At 72.6% G+C, this 17,287-nt stretch carries 14 protein-coding genes; 6 read left to right on the top strand and 8 right to left on the bottom strand.

The genetic code is table 11. The features are described 5' to 3' along the window. The first annotated feature begins 104 nt into the window (after window positions 1–104). Window positions 105–1,244 carry a serine hydrolase domain-containing protein gene (locus AC07DO_RS26970; RefSeq protein ID WP_479063339.1) on the top strand — a complete coding sequence of 380 codons (1,140 nt, stop codon included), beginning with the start codon at window positions 105–107 and terminating at the stop codon, window positions 1,242–1,244. A 25-nt stretch (window positions 1,245–1,269) separates the two neighbouring features. Here AC07DO_RS26970 and AC07DO_RS26975 read toward each other — a convergent pair whose 3' ends face one another. Beyond that, a complete protein-coding gene (locus tag AC07DO_RS26975; protein WP_479063340.1) occupies window positions 1,270–4,683 on the bottom strand; it encodes an AfsR/SARP family transcriptional regulator in 3,414 nt (1,137 codons plus the stop codon). Between the two features lie 154 nt (window positions 4,684–4,837). Here AC07DO_RS26975 and AC07DO_RS26980 point away from each other — a divergent pair, with 154 nt between their 5' ends. After that, window positions 4,838–5,848: an NADP-dependent oxidoreductase gene (locus AC07DO_RS26980; protein ID WP_479063341.1), complete on the top strand. Its 1,011-nt coding sequence runs from the start codon at window positions 4,838–4,840 to the stop codon at window positions 5,846–5,848. Here AC07DO_RS26980 and AC07DO_RS26985 read toward each other — a convergent pair. Both AC07DO_RS26985 and AC07DO_RS26990 read right to left on the bottom strand, forming a co-directional pair. Further along, a complete protein-coding gene (locus AC07DO_RS26985) occupies window positions 5,838–7,022 on the bottom strand; it encodes a glutathionylspermidine synthase family protein (RefSeq protein WP_479063342.1) in 1,185 nt (394 codons plus the stop codon). The two genes, AC07DO_RS26980 and AC07DO_RS26985, sit on opposite strands and share 11 nt — an antisense overlap. A 34-nt stretch (window positions 7,023–7,056) precedes the next feature. Beyond that, window positions 7,057–7,317: a hypothetical protein gene (locus tag AC07DO_RS26990; RefSeq protein WP_479063645.1), complete on the bottom strand. Its 261-nt coding sequence runs from the start codon at window positions 7,315–7,317 to the stop codon at window positions 7,057–7,059. Between the two features lie 235 nt (window positions 7,318–7,552). Here AC07DO_RS26990 and AC07DO_RS26995 point away from each other — a divergent pair, with 235 nt between their 5' ends. Beyond that, window positions 7,553–8,398, top strand: coding sequence for a DMT family protein (locus tag AC07DO_RS26995; RefSeq protein ID WP_479063646.1), 846 nt, complete (start codon window positions 7,553–7,555; stop codon window positions 8,396–8,398). 93 nt (window positions 8,399–8,491) lie between these two features. Here AC07DO_RS26995 and pdxR read toward each other — a convergent pair whose 3' ends face one another. After that, window positions 8,492–9,898 carry a MocR-like pyridoxine biosynthesis transcription factor PdxR gene (pdxR, locus tag AC07DO_RS27000; protein WP_479063343.1) on the bottom strand — a complete coding sequence of 469 codons (1,407 nt, stop codon included), beginning with the start codon at window positions 9,896–9,898 and terminating at the stop codon, window positions 8,492–8,494. Window positions 9,899–9,945: 47 nt separating this feature from the next. On the opposite strand from pdxR, the gene AC07DO_RS27005 reads away from it, so the two are divergent. From AC07DO_RS27005 to AC07DO_RS27015, 3 genes are read left to right on the top strand one after another with little or no spacing between them, the layout of a single operon-like run. Beyond that, window positions 9,946–10,440, top strand: coding sequence for a carboxymuconolactone decarboxylase family protein (locus tag AC07DO_RS27005; RefSeq protein ID WP_479063344.1), 495 nt, complete (start codon window positions 9,946–9,948; stop codon window positions 10,438–10,440). 41 nt (window positions 10,441–10,481) lie between these two features. Next, entirely contained in the window at window positions 10,482–10,883 is a 402-nt protein-coding gene (locus AC07DO_RS27010; RefSeq protein WP_479063647.1) for a carboxymuconolactone decarboxylase family protein, read from the top strand. After that, the gene (locus AC07DO_RS27015; protein ID WP_479063345.1) at window positions 10,877–11,620 is read left to right on the top strand and encodes an isocitrate lyase/PEP mutase family protein; all 744 of its coding nucleotides are present in this window, start codon (window positions 10,877–10,879) and stop codon (window positions 11,618–11,620) included. The genes AC07DO_RS27010 and AC07DO_RS27015 overlap by 7 nt, the downstream gene beginning before the upstream one ends. Window positions 11,621–11,675: 55 nt before the next feature. Here AC07DO_RS27015 and AC07DO_RS27020 read toward each other — a convergent pair whose 3' ends face one another. Genes AC07DO_RS27020 through AC07DO_RS27035 form a run of 4 tightly spaced genes read right to left on the bottom strand, consistent with a single transcriptional unit; the run spans window position 11,676 to window position 17,236 of the window. Continuing rightward, window positions 11,676–12,641 carry an ABC transporter substrate-binding protein gene (locus AC07DO_RS27020; protein ID WP_479063346.1) on the bottom strand — a complete coding sequence of 322 codons (966 nt, stop codon included), beginning with the start codon at window positions 12,639–12,641 and terminating at the stop codon, window positions 11,676–11,678. Window position 12,642: 1 nt separating this feature from the next. Continuing rightward, the gene (locus AC07DO_RS27025; RefSeq protein WP_479063347.1) at window positions 12,643–14,610 is read right to left on the bottom strand and encodes an ABC transporter permease; all 1,968 of its coding nucleotides are present in this window, start codon (window positions 14,608–14,610) and stop codon (window positions 12,643–12,645) included. Then, window positions 14,610–15,704 carry a quaternary amine ABC transporter ATP-binding protein gene (locus AC07DO_RS27030; RefSeq protein WP_479063348.1) on the bottom strand — a complete coding sequence of 365 codons (1,095 nt, stop codon included), beginning with the start codon at window positions 15,702–15,704 and terminating at the stop codon, window positions 14,610–14,612. Before AC07DO_RS27030 ends, AC07DO_RS27025 begins: the two co-directional genes overlap by 1 nt. Continuing rightward, window positions 15,701–17,236 carry a GMC family oxidoreductase gene (locus AC07DO_RS27035; RefSeq protein WP_479063349.1) on the bottom strand — a complete coding sequence of 512 codons (1,536 nt, stop codon included), beginning with the start codon at window positions 17,234–17,236 and terminating at the stop codon, window positions 15,701–15,703. The genes AC07DO_RS27030 and AC07DO_RS27035 overlap by 4 nt, the downstream gene beginning before the upstream one ends. Between the last annotated feature and the right edge of the window lie 51 nt (window positions 17,237–17,287).

A 17,287-nucleotide genomic window follows, 5' to 3' on the forward strand; every position in this document is an offset into this window, starting at 1 on the left:
ATGGGGCGGCTGGCAGGATCGTCCCGGGCTGCCGCATCCGGAAATGTTGGGGCCCGGCGTGAAGCGCCGGGTTCCCGACAGATCCAGACCCGTAGGAGTGGCCAGTGCGTGGGCAGACAGGACAGAGGTTCCGTTGTGCGGCGGCGATGGCGGTGGGTGTCGTGGCGGCGGGCGTGTTGGTGGCGCCCGGTGCGTCGGCCGCCTCCGTCGCCCCCGGGGCGGACTCCGTCCAGCGGGGTCTCGATGGGCTGGTGCGTGCGGACGGCGTGCCTGCCGCGCTGGCGAGCGTGGAGGGGGCGGGAGGGCGTTCCCGGACGTACACGGCCGGGGTGGGTGATCTGGCGACCGGGGCGGCCGTGCCCAGGGACGGTCAGGTGCGGATCGGCAGCAACACCAAGACGTTCACCGCGGTGGTCGTGCTGCAACTGGTCGCCGAGGGGAAGATCAGCCTCGACGCCACGGTGGACACGTATCTGCCGGGACTCGTGCGCGGGGACGGGATCGACGGCCGGAAGATCAAGGTCCGCCAGCTGCTTCAGCAGACGAGCGGGCTGCCCAATTACACGAAGCACGATCTGCGGCCCCGGTACTACGAGCCGCGGGAGTTGCTGGACATCGCGCTGCGGTACGAGGCGGAGTTCGCCCCCGGGGAGAGCTGGGCGTACAGCAACACGAACTACGTCCTGGCCGGACTGATCGTCGAGGAGGTCACGAAGCGCCCCGTCGCCCAGGAGATCGACCGTCGGATCATCAAGCGGCTCGGGCTGCGCCACACCTACTTCCCCGCGCCCGGGGACGCGACGATCCGCGGCCCCCACCCCAAGGGGTACTACCAGGAGGCACCGGGTGCGCCCCTGCGGGACATCACGGAGCTGGACCCCTCATGGACGTGGGCGGCGGGCCAGTTGATCTCGACCAACTCCGACCTCAACCGGTTCTTCACCGCGCTGCTCACACCCGGCCGCCTCCTGCCCGGGGCCCAGCTCGACCAGATGCGCACCACGGTCCGCGCCGACTACTTCGGCAAGGGCGCCCGGTACGGGCTCGGGATCGTGAGCAAGCCGCTGTCCTGCGGCGGTGTCTACTGGGGGCACGGCGGAAGCTACCCGGGATACGAGACGCGGGGCGGTGCCACGGATGACGGGCGTGCCGTCGATGTCGCGGTGACCGTGCAGCCGACGGACAAGGCGGTCATGTCGCACGTGGACGAGGTCGTGGACACGGCTCTCTGCCGCCGGCGCTGAGCAGCGCGGGGGCTCACGGTCGGGCTCACGTTCGGGCTTCCTGGGCGTGGGCCTCCTTGAACGCGGTGTCGCCGACGGCCGTGCGGATGCGGTGTTCGGCGCGGGCCGTGTCCGTGCGTTCCGCGGGAGGCAGGGGTGCGCCTTCGGCGTCGCGGATGCGGGCGGCCGTGCCGAGGAGGCGTGCGGCGTGCGGGTGGTCGCCGGCGAGGGAGCGGGCGCCCGCGAGGCCTTCCAGGGCCAGGGCCACCGCGCGTTCGTCGCCCGTCGTGCGGGCCACGGCGAGGCCTTCGCGGTGGAGCTCCTCCGCGCGGGCGGCGTCTCCGCGCTGTTCGGCGACGTAGCCGAGCTGGGCCAGGATCAGCGCCGTGCCGGAGTCGACGCCGAAGCGGCGGTTGAAGTCCAGCCACGGCAGGAGGAGTTCCTCGGCGGCGTCGAGGTCGCCGCGGTGGCGGGCGCCGAGGGCGAGGCCCGTCTCGGCGAACTGCTGGGCGGGGCGGTGCGACTGCTGGGCGGCGAGGCGCGCTGCGCGTTCGTGGAAGGCCGTGGCGGCGGGGTCGTCGCCGGTGAGGAGTGCGATGCGGCCGAGGCGGGAGAGGCGGAAGGAGAGGTCGGTCCAGAGCTGGAGTTCCTCCGCACCGCGTGCGCCGTCGCGTTGGAGCCGGGCCGCTTCGTCGTAGTCGGCGGCGATCTCGGCGAGGATGCCGAGCTGTTCCGACGCCTGCAACTGGCCCCACCGGTCGCCCAGTTCGGCGAAGAGTTCGGCACTGCGGGTGGCGTCGCGGCGCAGGGCCGGGAGGTCGCCTCGGTAGAGGGCGCGGGTGGCCCGGGTGGAGAGGGTGGCCGCCTCGCCCCAGCGGTCGCCCGCGCCACGGAACTCCGTGAGGAGCGCGTCGACCCGCGCGTCCTCGCGGGGAGTGCGGTCGAACCCGCACCGTGCGAAGGCGAGCAGCCAGCGGGAGCGGGCGTCGGCGGGCGTGGTCTCCGCGCGCTCGCACGTGCCGCCGTGCGCGCAGGCGTCCTCGCCGGTCAGGAGGGCGAAGGCGGCGTGGGCGGCAGCGGCGGCGGTGCGGGCCGCCGCCGTCGGCTCCGCCTCATCGGCGGAGGGGGGCGGTGGGGGCAGGTGCAGGGCCCGGTCCAGGGCGTGCGTCGCTTCGCGGAGGCGGCCGCGGAGGAACCAGTACCAGGTCAGGGCGTTGACGAGGCGCAGCGCCAGCGCGGTGTCGCCGGAGGTGGTCGCCCGGGCCAGCGCGGCGCGCAGGTTCACGGTCTCGTGGTCCAGGCGGCGCAGCCAGAGCCGCTGGTCGGGGCCGTGCAGGGCGGCGGCCGCGCGTTCGGCGAAGGCCGCGAAGTGGAGGGCGTGACGGTCGCGGGTCGCGGTGGTCTCGTCGGCTTCGCCGAGCCGTTCGAGGCTGTACGCGGTGACGGATTCGAGCATGCGGTAGCGCATTTCCGGGGCGCCGGGCGGCGCGGGCGCGAGGAGGGAGCGGTCGACGAGGCGGGTCACCAGGTCGAGGGCGTCGTCCTCGGGCGCGGGTGGCGCGGGTGGCGCGGGTGGCGCGGATGACACCGATGGTGCGGGTGGTGTGCGTAGTGCTGGTTGTGCGGGTGGTTCCGATGGGTCCTTCGGCGTCGGGCGGTCCGCGAGGTGTACGTCCTTCGGGGCAGGATGTGCCAGTACGGCTTCCGCGCTCTCCAGGGTGAAGCCGCCGTCGAACACGGCCAGGCGGCGCAGGGCGCGGCGTTCGGGGGGCGTCAGGAGTTCCCAGCTCCAGTCGATCATCGCGCGCAGGGTGCGCTGGCGGGAGGGGGCGTCGCGGCGGGCCTGGTTCAGGAGGCGGAAGCGGTCGTGGATGCGGTCGGCGAGGGTGTGGACGCCGAGGGCGCGTACGCGGGTGGCGGCGAGTTCGACGGCGAGCGGGATGCCGTCCAGGCGGCGGCAGATGAGTGCGACGGCATCACGGTTGCCGTGGTCCATGGCGAAACCGGGCGCGGCGGCCGCGGCGCGGGTGGCGAACAGGTGCAGCGCGTCCTCCTCTTCGAGGGGCGCGACGGCCTCCAGGGTCTCGCCGGTCAGGGCGAGGGCCTCCTGGCTGGTGGTGAGGACGTGCAGGTGGGGTGCGTGGCGGAGGAGTCGGGCGGTCATGTCGGCGACGGGGCCGAGGACGTGCTCGCAGTTGTCCAGGACGAGGAGGAGGCGGCGTCCGGCGAGCGCCCGTCCGAGTCGGTCGGCGGCGGTCCGGGTCCGGTCCACCGGCTCGCCCGACGGCCCGCCCGAAGTCACGTCCGACGGCCCGTCCGGAGTTCCCGGCGCGTCGTCCCGGATGCCGAGCGCCGCCGCCACCGTGGCCGTCACCTCGCCCCGCGTTCCCGCGAGTTCGGCCAGGCGGATGCCGTCGGGGAAGTCCTCGGTCAGACCCGACGCCGACGCCAGGGCCAGGCGTGTCTTGCCCACTCCGCCGGGTCCCGTGAGGGTGACCAGGCGTTCGGCGCGGACCAGGTCACGTATGCGTACGACTGCCGCGTCACGGCCGATGAGGGCGGTGGGCTGCGCGGGCAGGCTGGAGAGGGGACGCCCGACGGGCGCGGCCAGGTCCGCTGCCTCGGAAATCCCGACCGTACCGGCACCGGCTCCGGCACCTGCGCCCACGCCCGCGTCCGCGCCCACACCCGCATCCACCTCCGCATCCGCCTCCTGCCGCAACATCGCCTCGTGCAGCCGCGTCAGTTCGGGGCCCGGGTCGATGCCGAGTTCCTCGGCGAGGTGCTGGCGCAGGTCGCGGTAGGAGTCGAGGGCCTCGGCCACGCGGCCCGAGCGGTACAGGGCGCGGAGGTGGGCGGCCCGCAGCCGCTCGCGCAGGGGTTCGCTCGCGACCCAGGGGGCCAGCTCGTCGGCCAGCGACGCGTGCTCGCCCCGCGCCAGGCGCAGCTCCGCCAGCGTCTCCTGCGCGGTGAGGCGCTGTTCCGACAGGCGCGCGGCCTCGGGCCGCGTGAAGTCGGCGTCGCGGAAGTCGGCGTACGCGGGACCGCGCCACAGTGCCAGCGCGTCGGTCAGCAGCGACACCTTCGTACGCGCGTCCGCGTCCGCCACCCCGTACGCCCGCGACACCAGCGTCCCGAAGCGCACGGCGTCCACGTGTTCCGGGGGTACGCGCAGCTCGTACCCGGCGGGGCCGTACGCGACGAGGGCCCGTCCGCCCGGCTCGGCCGACTCCAGTGCGCGGCGCAGCTGGGAGACCTTCGTCTGGAGGGAGTTGGCCGGCGACGACGGCAGGCGGTCGCGGTCGCCCCACAGGTCGTCGACGAGCGTGTCCACCGGCACCGGCCGGCCCACCCGCACGAGGAGCGCGGCGAGGAGCGCGCGCACCTTCGGCTCGGGCGCCGGCGCGGCCGCCCCGGCCGCCGTGCGCACGGTCAGCGGGCCCAGCACCTCGAATCGCATGGGGTCACAGTAATTCGGGGTGCCACCAGCGCCGACGGCGGTCCGTGCGCGCACCGTCAGCGTTCCGTGCGCGCCCCCCGGCACGGTGTACTCGTGATCGCGGCCCCGCGGTCACGGAGTGGACGTACGCAGTACGCCGGACCGAGGAGTTCCCATGACCGTCTCCCGCGAGATCCGCCTCGCCGCCCGCCCCGTCGGCCGGCCCACCGCCGGCGATTTCGAGTTGGCCACCACGGAAGTGCCCGAGCAGCCCGGCGAGGGGCGGATAGTCGTCCGCAACACCTGGATGTCGGTCGACCCGTACATGAGGGGCCGCATGGACGACGTGCCGTCCTACATCGCCCCCTTCCGGCTCGGCGCGCCGCTGGAGGGCGGCGCGGTCGGTGAGGTCGTCGCGTCGAACGCGCCCGAGGTCCCCGTAGGGGCGACCGTCTCCCACTTCCTCGGCTGGCGTGAGTACTCCGTGCTGGACGCCGCCGCCGCGACCGTCGTCGACACCACGCTCGCCCCGGCCGCCGCCCATCTCGGCCCGCTCGGCACGACGGGCCTGACGGCGTACGCCGCGCTGACCCGCACCGCCCCGGTCCGCGAGGGCGACGTCGTCTTCGTGTCGGCGGCGGCCGGGGCGGTGGGCAGCGTCGCGGGGCAGGTCGCCCGCGAGCTCGGCGCCGCACGGGTGATCGGCTCGGCGGGCGGTCCCGCCAAGACGAAGAAGCTGCTCGACACCTTCGGGTACGACGCGGCCGTCGACCACCGGCTCGGCGGCCTGCCCGAGCAGCTCGCCCAGGCCGCGCCCGACGGCGTGGACGTCTACCTCGACTCGGTCGGCGGCGACCATCTCCAGGCCGCGATCGGGGCGATCCGTCCGGGGGGCCGCATCGCGCTGGTCGGCGCCATCAGCACGTACAACGCGACGGAGCCGGCGCCGGGCCCGAACAACCTCTTCCACGCCGCCAAGCAGGAGGCGACGCTGCGGGGCATGCTCGTCACCAGCCACCTCGACCTGTTCCCGGAGTGGATCGGCCGGGCGGCGCCGCTGCTCGCCGACGGCACCCTGCGCACCGAGCAGACCGTCGTCGACGGCATCGAGCGGGCACCGGAGGCGTTCCTCGGGGTGCTCCGCGGGGCGAACACCGGCAAGATGCTGGTCCGCCTCACAGGATGACGTGCGGGACGAACCTCGCGTACTCGTCCGTGATCAGCCCCGACGACTCCCGGATGCCGAGTCCCGCCGCCTCGTCCTCGACCACCCACGCCCCCAGGACGACCCGGTTGCCGTCGAACTCCGGCAGGGGCGCCAACTCCTGGTGGCAGCAGGGCTCCTCGCGGAGTACGGGCGCGGACCCCGGTGCGTGCACCGTCACGCCCGCGCCCTCGCGCCCGAGCAGCGGCTTGGTGACGTACCCGCGTCCGGAGGCGAGCTCGCGCGGTCCGTCGAGGTAGGCGGGGAGGAGGTTCGGGTGGCCCGGGTACAGCTCCCAGAGGATCGCCAGGAGCGCCTTGTTGGAGAGGAGCATCTTCCACGCGGGTTCGATCCACAGCGTGGAGCCCGTGCCGCCGCCGTTGTCCAGCGTCTCCAGGACGTGCGGCGCGAAGCGGTCCGTGGCCAGCCACTCCCACGGGTAGAGCTTGAAGCAGCTGCGCATGAAGCGGAGCTTCTTGTCGACGAAGCGGCGCGAGAGGCGGTCCCAGCCGATGTCCTCCATGGAGATCGCCTCCGTGGCGAGACCGGCCTGCTCGGCGGTCTCCCGCAGGTACGCGACGGTCATCAGGTCCTCGCCGAGCTCGTCGGCGGCGGAGTGCGCGAAGTACAGCGGGCCGCCGGGCGGCAGCAGTGCGGCTTGCTTCCTCCACGCGTCCACGAGCCTCTCGTGGAGCGAGTTCCACTGGTCGGCGCCGGGGAAGCGTTCCTCCATCCAGAACCACTGCGGGCTCGCGGCCTCGACGAGGGAGGTGGGGGTGTCGGCGTTGTACTCCAGCATCTTGGCCGGGCCCGTGCCGTCGTGACGGAGGTCGAAGCGGCCGTAGAGGGAGGGGAGTTCGGCGCGGCGGTGCCAGGCCTCGGTGACGGCGGACGCGACTCCCGGGTCCGTGATGCCGAGGTCGCCGAGACGGTCGTGTTCGACGATGTGCGCGGCGGCGGCCAGGCACATCGCGTGCAGTTCCTCGACGACCTCCTCCAGCGCCTCGACCTCGGGGAGCGAGAAGACGTAGTAGGCGCTCTCGTCCCAGTAGGGGCGCAGGGAGTCGTCGGGGTAGCGCGTGAGGGGGTAGATGAGCCCCTGGTCCTCGACGGTCCGCTGCCAGCCGGGGCGGGGGTCGATGGTGCGGCGTTCCATGGCGTGCGTGTCGTGTCCGGTTCCGGCCGTCCGCTCAGCCGCCGCCGCTGCCGCTGCCCGAGCAGCCGAAGCCGTCCCGGTCGACGGCCTCGCTGCGGCTGAACGTGCCGTGGTCGGCGTAGCGGCCGTCGACTTCGGAGTCGTAGTACCAGGCGCGGTCGGTGCGCGCCGAGGACTTGCAGTTCCTGTCGCCGACGACCTTGTACCCGCGGAACGAGTCGTAGCTGTCCCGGTCCACGCAGCGCCGGTCCGGGTCCGAGCCGCAGGAGGTCAGGGCCGCCGCCAGGACGCCCATGCCGCCGAGTACGACGGTGCTCGACCGCAGCCGCCGCGGTTGCTTCGCTGTCACGTGATCCCCCGATGCCGTGCTTCGTACGTGTGCCGCGGACGCGCGCTTCGTACGTGTTCGAAAATACGTGTTCGAAAAGCAGCGTAGGCAGCCCCCGTGCACCGTGCCAGCCGCCTGCACCGGATGTCCCTTGGGTCTCCTTTGACTCACCTTCCTCTACAGTCACTTCGTGTCTCTTGGGATGTTTTGCGCACTCGGTTCAGCGGTCTGCTTCGGTACGGCCTCGGTTCTCCAGGCGGTCGCCACGCGCGCCACCGCGCCGGGCACCGGCTCCGGCGTCGACCCGGCGCTGCTGCTGCGCGCCGTCCGGCAGTGGCGGTACGTCGCGGGGCTCGCCCTCGACGGACTCGGCTTCCTGCTGCAGATCGTGGCGCTGCGCTCCGTCCCGATCTACGCCGTGGGCGCCGCGCTCGCCGCGAGTCTCGCCGTCACCGCGGTGGTCGCGTCCCGGCTGCTGCGGGTGCGGCTGAGCGGCGTCGAGTGGGGCGCGGTCGGCGTCGTCTGCGCGGGCCTCGCGATGCTGGGCCTGGCCTCCGGCGACGAGGGCGACCGCACCGGGTCGACGACCCTGCGGTACGTGATGCTCGGCATCGCCGTCGCCGTGCTGGTGCTCGGCGCCGTCGCGGGACGGCTGTCCGGCCGGGGGCGGGCGCTGGCGCTCGGCCTCGGGGCGGGGTGCGGGTTCGGGGTGGTCGAGGTGACCGTGCGCCTCATCGACGACGTGTCGCCGGGCGCGCTGCTCGCCAATCCGGCGACGTACGCCCTGCTGGTGGGCGGGGGCGCGGCGTTCCTGCTGCTCACGTCTGCCCTGCAACGCGGGTCGGTGACGACGGCCACGGCGGGCATGGTGATCGGCGAGACGATCGGCCCCGCCCTGGTGGGCGTGGTCTGGCTGGGCGACCGCACACGGGACGGGCTGGGCTGGCTCGCGGTCCTCGGATTCGCGGTGGCGGTCGCGGGCGCGTTGGCGCTCGCGCGGTTCGGTGAAGCACCGGCGGATACGAGCACCAGCCCGTCCGGCGTTTGAGGACGGACCCGGCGGAGCCCCGGTGATCCACGGCATCGGACGCTCGGGGAATCGTCACGGCGGCGGCCCGGACAGCCGCGGCGCGGAGCACCGTCACGGCAACACCCTGCACAGCGCCTCCAGCGCCCCCGCCCACGCGTGCTCCGCCGGCGTCCCGTACCCCACCACCAGCGCGTCCTGCTCCGGCGTCACCGCGAGCGGGTGGCGGAAGCCGCTCAGGCCGTGGACCGCGAGCCGCTCCCAGTTGGCGGCCTGGACGATGGACCGCTCGGTGCCCCGCGGCAGTTGCAGCACCGCGTGCAGCCCCGCCGCGATGCCGGTCGCACGGACCTCGGGCGCCCGCCCCGCCACCGCCGCCACCAGCTGGTCCCTGCGGCGCCGGTACCGCAGCCGCGCGCCCCGGACGTGGCGGTCGTACGCCCCCGACGTGATGAACTCCGCGAGCGTCAGCTGGTCCAGCGCGCCGCAGGACGCGCCCGCGGCCTCCTTCTCGGCGAGGACCTCGTCGTGCAGGCCCGTTGGCAGCACCATCCAGCCGAGCCTCAGGCCGGGGGCGAGGGACTTGCTCGCCGTGCCGAGGTAGATCACACGCTCGGGGTCGAGGCCCTGGAGCGCGCCGACCGGCTGACGGTCGTAGCGGAACTCCCCGTCGTAGTCGTCCTCGATGATCACCCCGCCCTCGCGCCGCGCCCAGTCGACGGCGGCGGCGCGCCGGTCGGGGTGCAGCGGCACACCCATCGGGAACTGGTGCGCGGGGGTGAGCAGCACCGCCTTCGCCGAGCCGGGGCCGAGGCCGGAGACGTCGGTGCCGAGTGCGTCGAAGGCGAGGGGCACCGTGCGCAGTCCCGCGTGGTGCAGCAGGTTCCAGTGCAGGTCGAGGCCGTACGACTCGACGGTGACCGTCCGCTCCCCGCGCGCCCGCAGCACCCGGCCGACGACCGCGAGGGCGTGCACGAACCCGGCGGTGACGACGATGCGGTCGGGGTCGGCGTGCACGCCGCGCGCCCGCGCGAGGTACCCGGCGAGTGCGGTGCGCAGCTCGACGCGGCCGCGCGGGTCCGCGTACCCGAGGGCGCTGTGCGGAGCCGCCGCCAGCGCGCGCCGGGCCGCCTTGAGCCACTCCGCGCGCGGGAACGAGGCGAGGTCCGGTGATCCGGGGGTGAGGTCGTACGTGGGCGCCCCGCCCTTCCTGCGCGGCGGCGCGGGCCGCACCGGGGGCGTGACCAGGCGCTCGGCGACGCGCGTGCCCGAACCCTGGCGTGCGGTGAGCCAGCCCTCGGCGACCAGATCGGCGTACGCGTCGGCGACCGTGTTCCGCGCGATGCCGAGGTCGGCGGCGAGCGAGCGGGACGAGGGCAGGCGGGTGCCGGGAGCGAGGCGCCCGCCGCGCACGGCCTCCCGCAGCGCGTCCGTGAGGCCCTTGCGGACGCCGTGGCGGGACGCGTCGCCACCGGTCTCCAGATGGAGGTCGACGCCCAGAGTGGCCCACGTTTCTCCCATGGAAATGGACCATACCCGTGGGCTACTCCGCCCGTACGGTCGACACCATGAGTACCTCCTCCGAACCCCACGTCCACGAGCACACCCCCCGCCTCGCCTGGGCGCAGCACGCCCCCGAGGTCTTCAAGGCGATGATCAGGCTCGACGCGGCCGCCCGTAAGGGCCTCGACCCGGTGATCTACGAGCTCGTCAAGGTCCGCGCCTCGCAGATCAACCGCTGCGCGCTCTGCCTCGACATGCACTCCAAGGACGCCCTCGCGGCGGGTGAGAGCGTCGAGCGGATCATCCAGCTCAGCGCCTGGGAGGAGTCGCAGCACTTCTACACGGCGAAGGAGATCGCCGCGCTCGAACTGACCGAGGCCGTCACCGTGCTGACCGAGGGCTTTGTGCCCGACGAGGTGTACGCGAAGGCCGCCGCGCACTTCGACGAGGCGGAGCTGACCCAGCTCATCGCCACGATCACCGTCATCAACGCCTGGAACCGCTTCGGCGTCAGCACCCGCCAGGTGCCGGGGCACTACAAGGCGGGGGACGCCGCGTGAGCCCTCGCACCACGCACTTGGACCGCGGCGTCGCGAGCGCGATGAGCGCGCTGAGCGCCGCCGCGAAGAACGGCCTCGGCGACCCGGTCCTCGCCGAGCTCGTGATGGTGCGGGCCTCGCAGATCAACGCCTGCGCCTTCTGCCTCGACATGCACGTGGACATCGCCCTGGAGCACGGCGAGACCCCGAAGCGCATCGCGCTCCTGAACGCCTGGGAGGAAGCGGGCGACCTCTTCAGCGAGCGCGAACGCGCCGCCCTCGCGCTCACCGAGGCCGTCACCGTCCTCACCGACGGGTTCGTGCCCGACCAGGTCCACGCGCGGGCCGCCGAGCACTTCACCGAGGGTGAACTCGCCCATCTCCTCGGCGTGATCACCGTCATCAACAGCTGGAACCGGCTGATGGTCAGCCGCCGCATCGCACCCGGAGGCCCGGCATGGTGACCCTCGGTACCGCTGCCGCGCTGCGCGCCCTGCACCACGGCCGGGCGCCCGGCGACCCGCTGGTCCTGCCCGGGCCGTGGGACGCCGCGAGCGCCCGCGTCTTCGAGGAGGCGGGGTACGAGGCGCTCGCCACGCCCAGCGCCGGCATCGCGCTCTCCCTCGGGTACGAGGACGGGCAGGTGCCGCCGAGGCTGATGTTCGAGGCGGTGGCCCGGATCACCCGGGCCGTCGGCGTACCGGTGACGATGGACGCCGAGTCCGGCTACGGCCTCACGGCCGAGGAGCTGGTGGACCGGGTCCTCGAAGCGGGCGCCGTCGGCTGCAACCTGGAGGACTCGTACGGGGGCGAGGGCTCCACGGCCGTCCTCAGGGATCCGCACGAGCAGGCGGACTGGCTGGCACGGGTGCGCGAGGCTGCGGGCGACCGTCTGGTCGTCAACGCGCGCGTCGACACGTTCGTCCGCGGGGTCGCCGACCCGGAGCGGGCCGTCGAGCGGGCCCGCCTGTACGTGGCGGCGGGCGCGGACTGCGTCTACCCGATCCTCGCGCCGCCCGAGGCGATCCCCGTCCTGCGGGCGGGCATCGAGGGCCCGCTCAACGTCCTCGCGATGCCGGGTGGGCCCTCGCTCCGTGAGCTGGGCGAACTCGGCGCGACACGCGTCACGTTCGGCCCCGGCCTGCTGCGCCGCACCATGGCGGCGCTGCGGGACATCACCGAAGGGCTGGGCCGGGCATGACGGTGCCGGGCTCCCGACCGGCGGGAGCCCGGCACCATCAGGCGTCAGCGGGCGGCTACTTGGGCAGCCACGCCTTCCACTTCGACTCGTTCTTGTCGATCCACGCCTTCGCCGCGTCGTCCGGGGACATCTTCTTGTCCGCGATCATCAGGGAGACCTCGTTCTGGTCCTCCTCCGACCACGTGAAGTTCTTCAGGAACTCCGCGGCCTCGCCGCCGTTCTTCGCGAAGTCCGCGTTGAAGTACTTCTGCAGCGGGGTGTGCGGGTAGGCGCACTTGATCTTCGCCGGGTCGGCGTCGCAGCCCTCCTTGTACTCGGGCAGCTTCACCTCCGTCATCGGCACCTTCTCGAAGAGCCACTGCGGCTTGTACCAGTACGTCAGGAACGGCTTCTTCTGCTTGGCGAACTGCTCGATCTGGGTGATCTGCGCCGCCTCGGAGCCCGCGAAGACGACCTGGTAGTCCAGGTCGAGGTTCTGCACCAGGGCCTTGTCGTTCGTCACGTACGACGGGGAGCCGTCCATGAGCTGGCCCTTGCTGCCGCTCTCGGACGTCTTCAGCCGGTCCGCGTACTTGTTGAGGTTCTTCCAGTCGGTGACGTCCGGGTGCTTCTTCGCGAAGTACGTGGGGACGTACCAGCCGATGTGCCCGGTCACGCCGACGTCGCCGCCGGGCACGATCGTCTTCTTGTCCTTGACGTACCGCTGTTCCTGGTCCGGGTGGCCCCAGTCCTCCATGATCGCGTCGACGCGGCCCTGGCTCAGGGCGTCCCAGGCCGGGACCTCGTCGATCTGGACCTTGTCGACGCGGTAGTCCAGCTCGTTCTTGAGCAGGTACTCGGCGACGGCGACGTCCGCCTGCGCGCCGACCCACGACTGGACCGAGAGGGTCACCGTCTTGGCGCCCTCGGCGTTCGCGTACGGCGACGCCTGCTTGCTCATGTCGGCGGCGCCGCAGCCGGAGAGCGCGAGGAGCGCACCGCCGGCCGTGACGGCACTCATGACACGCGTACGAACGCGCATGTCACGCTCCCTTCTTGACGCGGCGCGTCGTCGGCTGCGTGACCCGGTCGAGCGTCAGGCCGAGGCAGACGATGGCGGCACCGGCCACCAGACCGGTCGCGAGGTCGCCCTGCGCGATGCCGAAGACGACGTCGTAGCCGAGCGCGCCACCGCCGACCAGACCGCCGATGACGACGACGGCGAGGACCAGGACGACGCCCTGGTTGAGCGCGAGCATGAGCGCCGGGCGGGCCAGCGGCAGCTGGACCTTGCGCAGCTGCTGCCAGCTCGTGGCGCCGAGCGAGCGCGTGGACTCCATCGCGGCGGCGTCGACCTGGCTCAGGCCCTGCGTGGTGATGCGGACGACGGCGGGCAGCGCGTAGACGACGGCGGCGGCGACCGCGGGGGCGCGGCCGATGCCGAAGAGGGCGACGACCGGGATGAGGTAGACGAACTGCGGCATCGTCTGGAACACGTCGAGCACCGGGCGCAGGAGGCGCTCGAACCGCTCGCTGCGGGACGCCGCGATACCGATGGCGAAGCCGAGGACCAGCGTGACGGCGACACCGGCGAGGACCTGGGCGAGCGTGTCGAGGGACTTGTCCCACACGCCGAGCACGCCGATCGCGGCCATCGCGGCGACGGCGGTGAGCGCGGTCTGCCAGGTGCCGATCAGCCAGGCGAGCGCGGCGACGACCAGCAGCACCGACCACCAGGGCAGGCCCTGCAGGCCGTCCCTGAGCGGGTTGAGGAACCAGGTGGTGAAGTTGGCCGCCCAGTCCGCGGTGCCGCCCACGACGGGCACGCCGGTGTAGATGTGGTCGACCATCCACTCCTTGGCGGTGTTGACCGACGGGGCGATGTTGACGACCCAGCCGGTCGGCCAGTCCACGCGGTCCGCGAGGCGGGCAGCGAGCGCGACGACGACCGTCGCGACGGCGGCGACCGACCAGCCGCGCCATCCGCGCAGCGGCGACGTGCTCTCGGTGTGCGCCCCCGTCCGCTCCCCCGCCGCACCGGTCACGCGGTCGAGGACCACGGCGAGCAGCACGATCGGGATGCCGGCGGCGAGCGCCTGGCCGACGTCGACGGTGGAGAGGGCCTGGTAGACGCGGTCGCCGAGACCGCCCGCGCCGATCACCGAGGCGATGACGGCCATGGAGAGCGCCATCATGATCGTCTGGTTGAGGCCGAGCAGGAGTTCCTTGAGGGCGAGGGGCAGGCGCGCGGAGAAGAGCCGCTGCCGGCCGGTCGCGCCGAGCGAGGTCACCGCCTCCATGACGCCGCCGTCGGCGCCGCGCAGGCCGAGCGCGGTGAGGCGGGCCATGGGCGGGGCCGCGTAGACGACCGTCGCGATGATGGCGGCCGGGACGCCCATGCCGAAGACGAGGGCGAACGGCAGCAGGTAGGCGTAGGCGGGCAGCACCTGCATGGTGTCGAGGACCGGCCGCAGGATCCGGAAGATCCGGTCGTTGAGGCCGCCCGCGAGGCCGAGCAGCAGGCCGATGACGACCGAGGCGAGGACCGCCACGATCATCAGCGCGAGGGTCTGCATGGTCGGCACCCACATGCCGAGCAGGCCGCACACGGCGAACGCGGACGACGCAAGGACGGCGAGCTTGACGCCCGCCACGCGCCAGGCGACGAGCCCGGCGCCGATGGTCACACCGGCCCAGCCGGCGGCGAGCAGCACGAGGTAGACGCCGCGCACGGAGAGCACGATGGCGTTGCTGACGTGGCCCAGGAAGTAGATGAACAGTGGGTGGCTGTCGCGGTTGTCGATGATCCAGTCGGTCGTCTTCGCGAGCGGCTCGGTCAGGTCGACGGTGAGCGCGTCCGGCCAGGCGCCGGAGGCCCACTTGGCGTTGGCGATCGGCACGAGGACCGCCGCGGCGAGGGCGAGCAGCAGGAGCTTGCCGACGGCACGGTGACGCAGGAGCGCGCCGATTCCCGTATCTCGTACGGGACTGGAGGCGGTGGCGGTGGCCATCAGGCGACCACCTCGCCCTTGTCGGGGGTCGTGCCCGCGACGACGGCGAGCAGCCCGGCGTGGTCCACCACGCCGAGGCAGCGCTTGCCGTCCATCACGCGCACCGGGAAGCCGGAGCGGGCGACGGCCTCGATGGCCTCGGAGACCTTGGCGTCGGGGGCGAGGGCCGCGCCGCGGTTCTCCTCGTCGCCGTCGGCCGGGCGCATGGCGCTGCGGACGCTCATGACGTCGGCGCGCACGACGTCGCGGACGAAGTCGCGGACGTAGTCGTCGGCCGGGGAGCCGACGATCTCCTCGGGGGTGCCGAGCTGGACGACGCGGCCGTCGCGCATCAGGGCGATGCGGTCGCCGAGCTTGAGGGCCTCGCTGAGGTCGTGGGTGATGAAGACCATGGTGCGGCCCTCGTCGCGGTGCAGGCGGACGACCTCTTCCTGCATGTCGCGGCGGATCAGCGGGTCGAGGGCGCTGAACGGCTCGTCGAAGAGGAGGACTTCTGGGTCGACGGCGAGGGCGCGGGCGAGGCCCACGCGCTGCTGCTGGCCGCCGGAGAGCTGACCGGGCTTGCGCTGTTCGAGCCCCTCGAGGCCGACCTTCTTGACGACTTCGAGGGCCTTGGCGCGGCGCTCGGCCTTGCCGACGCCCTGGATCTCCAGGCCGTACGCGACGTTGTCGAGGACCGAACGGTGCGGCAGGAGCCCGAAGTGCTGGAAGACCATGGCGGCGCGGTGGCGGCGGAGTTCGCGCAGGCGGGCCTTGTCCATGGCGAGGACGTCCTCGCCGTCGATGGCGAGGGTGCCGGAGGTCGGCTCGATGAGCCGGGTCAGGCAGCGTACGAGGGTGGACTTGCCCGAGCCCGACAGGCCCATGACGACGAAGACCTCGCCCTTGTTGACCTCGAAGGACACATCGCGCACGGCAGCCGTGCAGCCGGTCTGCTCACGCAGTTCGGCCGGGCTCAGGCCGTGCAGCGAGGTGTCGTCCGGTATGCGCTCGGCCTTGGGGCCGAAGACCTTCCAGAGGTTCTTGACGGCGAAGACGGGCCCGTTCCCAGGCGTCTCGTTCTGGTCCGCGGTCGTCATGGTGGCCTCGCTCATCGGCCGTCACCACCAAGGATCTCGGCACATTTCTCCCCGACCATGAGCACTCCGATCATCGGGTTCACGGCGGGCATCGTCGGGAAGACGGATGCGTCCGCGATACGGATTCCTGCCAGGCCCCGGATTCTCAGCTCCGGGTCGACCACGGCGAGTTCATCAGTGGAAGCACCCATTCGGCAGGTGCCCGCCGGGTGGTAGACGGTGTGCGCGGCCTTGCGGACGAGCTCGCTGATCTCGGCGTCGTCGGTGACCTCGGGGCCGGGGAAGACCTCGCGCTTGAGCCACTTCTTGAACGGCTCGGCCTCGGCGACCTTGCGGGCCAGCTTGATGCCGTCGACGAGGGTCTGCCCGTCGTAGTCGTCTTCGTCCTCGAAGTACTTGAAGTCGAGCGCGGGCTTGACCTCGGGGTCGGCCGAGGTGAGGTAAAGACGGCCGCGGGAGCGGGACTTGGGGATGTTCGGGGTCATCGAGACACCGTGCTCGGGGCGTTCGTAGCCGAGCCGCTCCGGGTTGTCCGTGAACGGGATCTGGTAGAAGTGGAACATCAGGTCCGGGCCCTTGTGGTCCGGGTCCCGCTTCACGAACAGACCGGCGTCCGAGTCCATCGCGGAGTTGCCGGGGATCGGCCCGTTGGTCTCCCAGACGATGACCGACTCGGGGTGGTCGATGAGGTTCTCGCCGACGCCCGGCAGGTCGTGCACGACCGGGATGCCGAGGGCTTCGAGGTCCTTCTTCGGGCCGATGCCGGAGTGCATGAGCAGCCGCGGCGTGTCGACGGCGCCGGCACAGACAAGCACCTCGCGGCGGGCGGTGAACAGCTTCTCCACACCGTCCTTGGTGCGGATGTGGACACCGCGGGCGGTCTTGCCGTCGAGCTCCAGCTTGGTGGCCCAGGTCTCCAGGAAGAGGTGGAGGTTCGGGCGGTCACCGGCCTCCATGTGGGGGTGGAGATAGGCGACCGACGCGGAGGAGCGCTTGTTGTTCTCCGGGTGGTACGAGAGGTCGAAGAAGCCGACGCCCTCGTCGAAGGGCTTGTCGTTGAAGCCGATGACCTCGGGGACACCGAGTGCGGTCTTCGTCGCCTCGACCCAGTCGGTGGCGATCTGGTTCTGGTCCTTCTTGGCGACGCGCACGACGTTGTTGCGCAGCTTGCCGAAGTACGGGTCCATGGCCTTGGCGTTCCAGCCGGTGGCGCCCGCCGCCTCCCACTCGTCCCAGTCGGACGGCAGCGGCTTGAAGGAGATCAGGGTGTTGTGCGACGAGCAGCCGCCGAGGACCTTGGCGCGGCTGTGCAGGATGTGCGAGTTGCCGCGCGGCTGCTCGGTGGTCGTGTACTCGTAGTCCAGCTCGCCGCCGAGCAGGCCGAGCCACTTGCGCAGCGTGAGGACGTCCTCCCGGTCGATGTCGCTGGGGCCGCCCTCGATGACGGCGACGGTGACGTCCGGGTCCTCGGTGAGGCGGGACGCGATCACCGATCCGGCGGTGCCGCCACCGACGATGACGTAGTCGAACTCGGTCTGGTCAGACATGCGTACGTGCTCCTCTTCCTGCGAGGTCGTGCCAAGGTGCTTGCGCGTAAT

It is taken from the genome of Streptomyces sp. NPDC045678 (assembly GCF_056432085.1).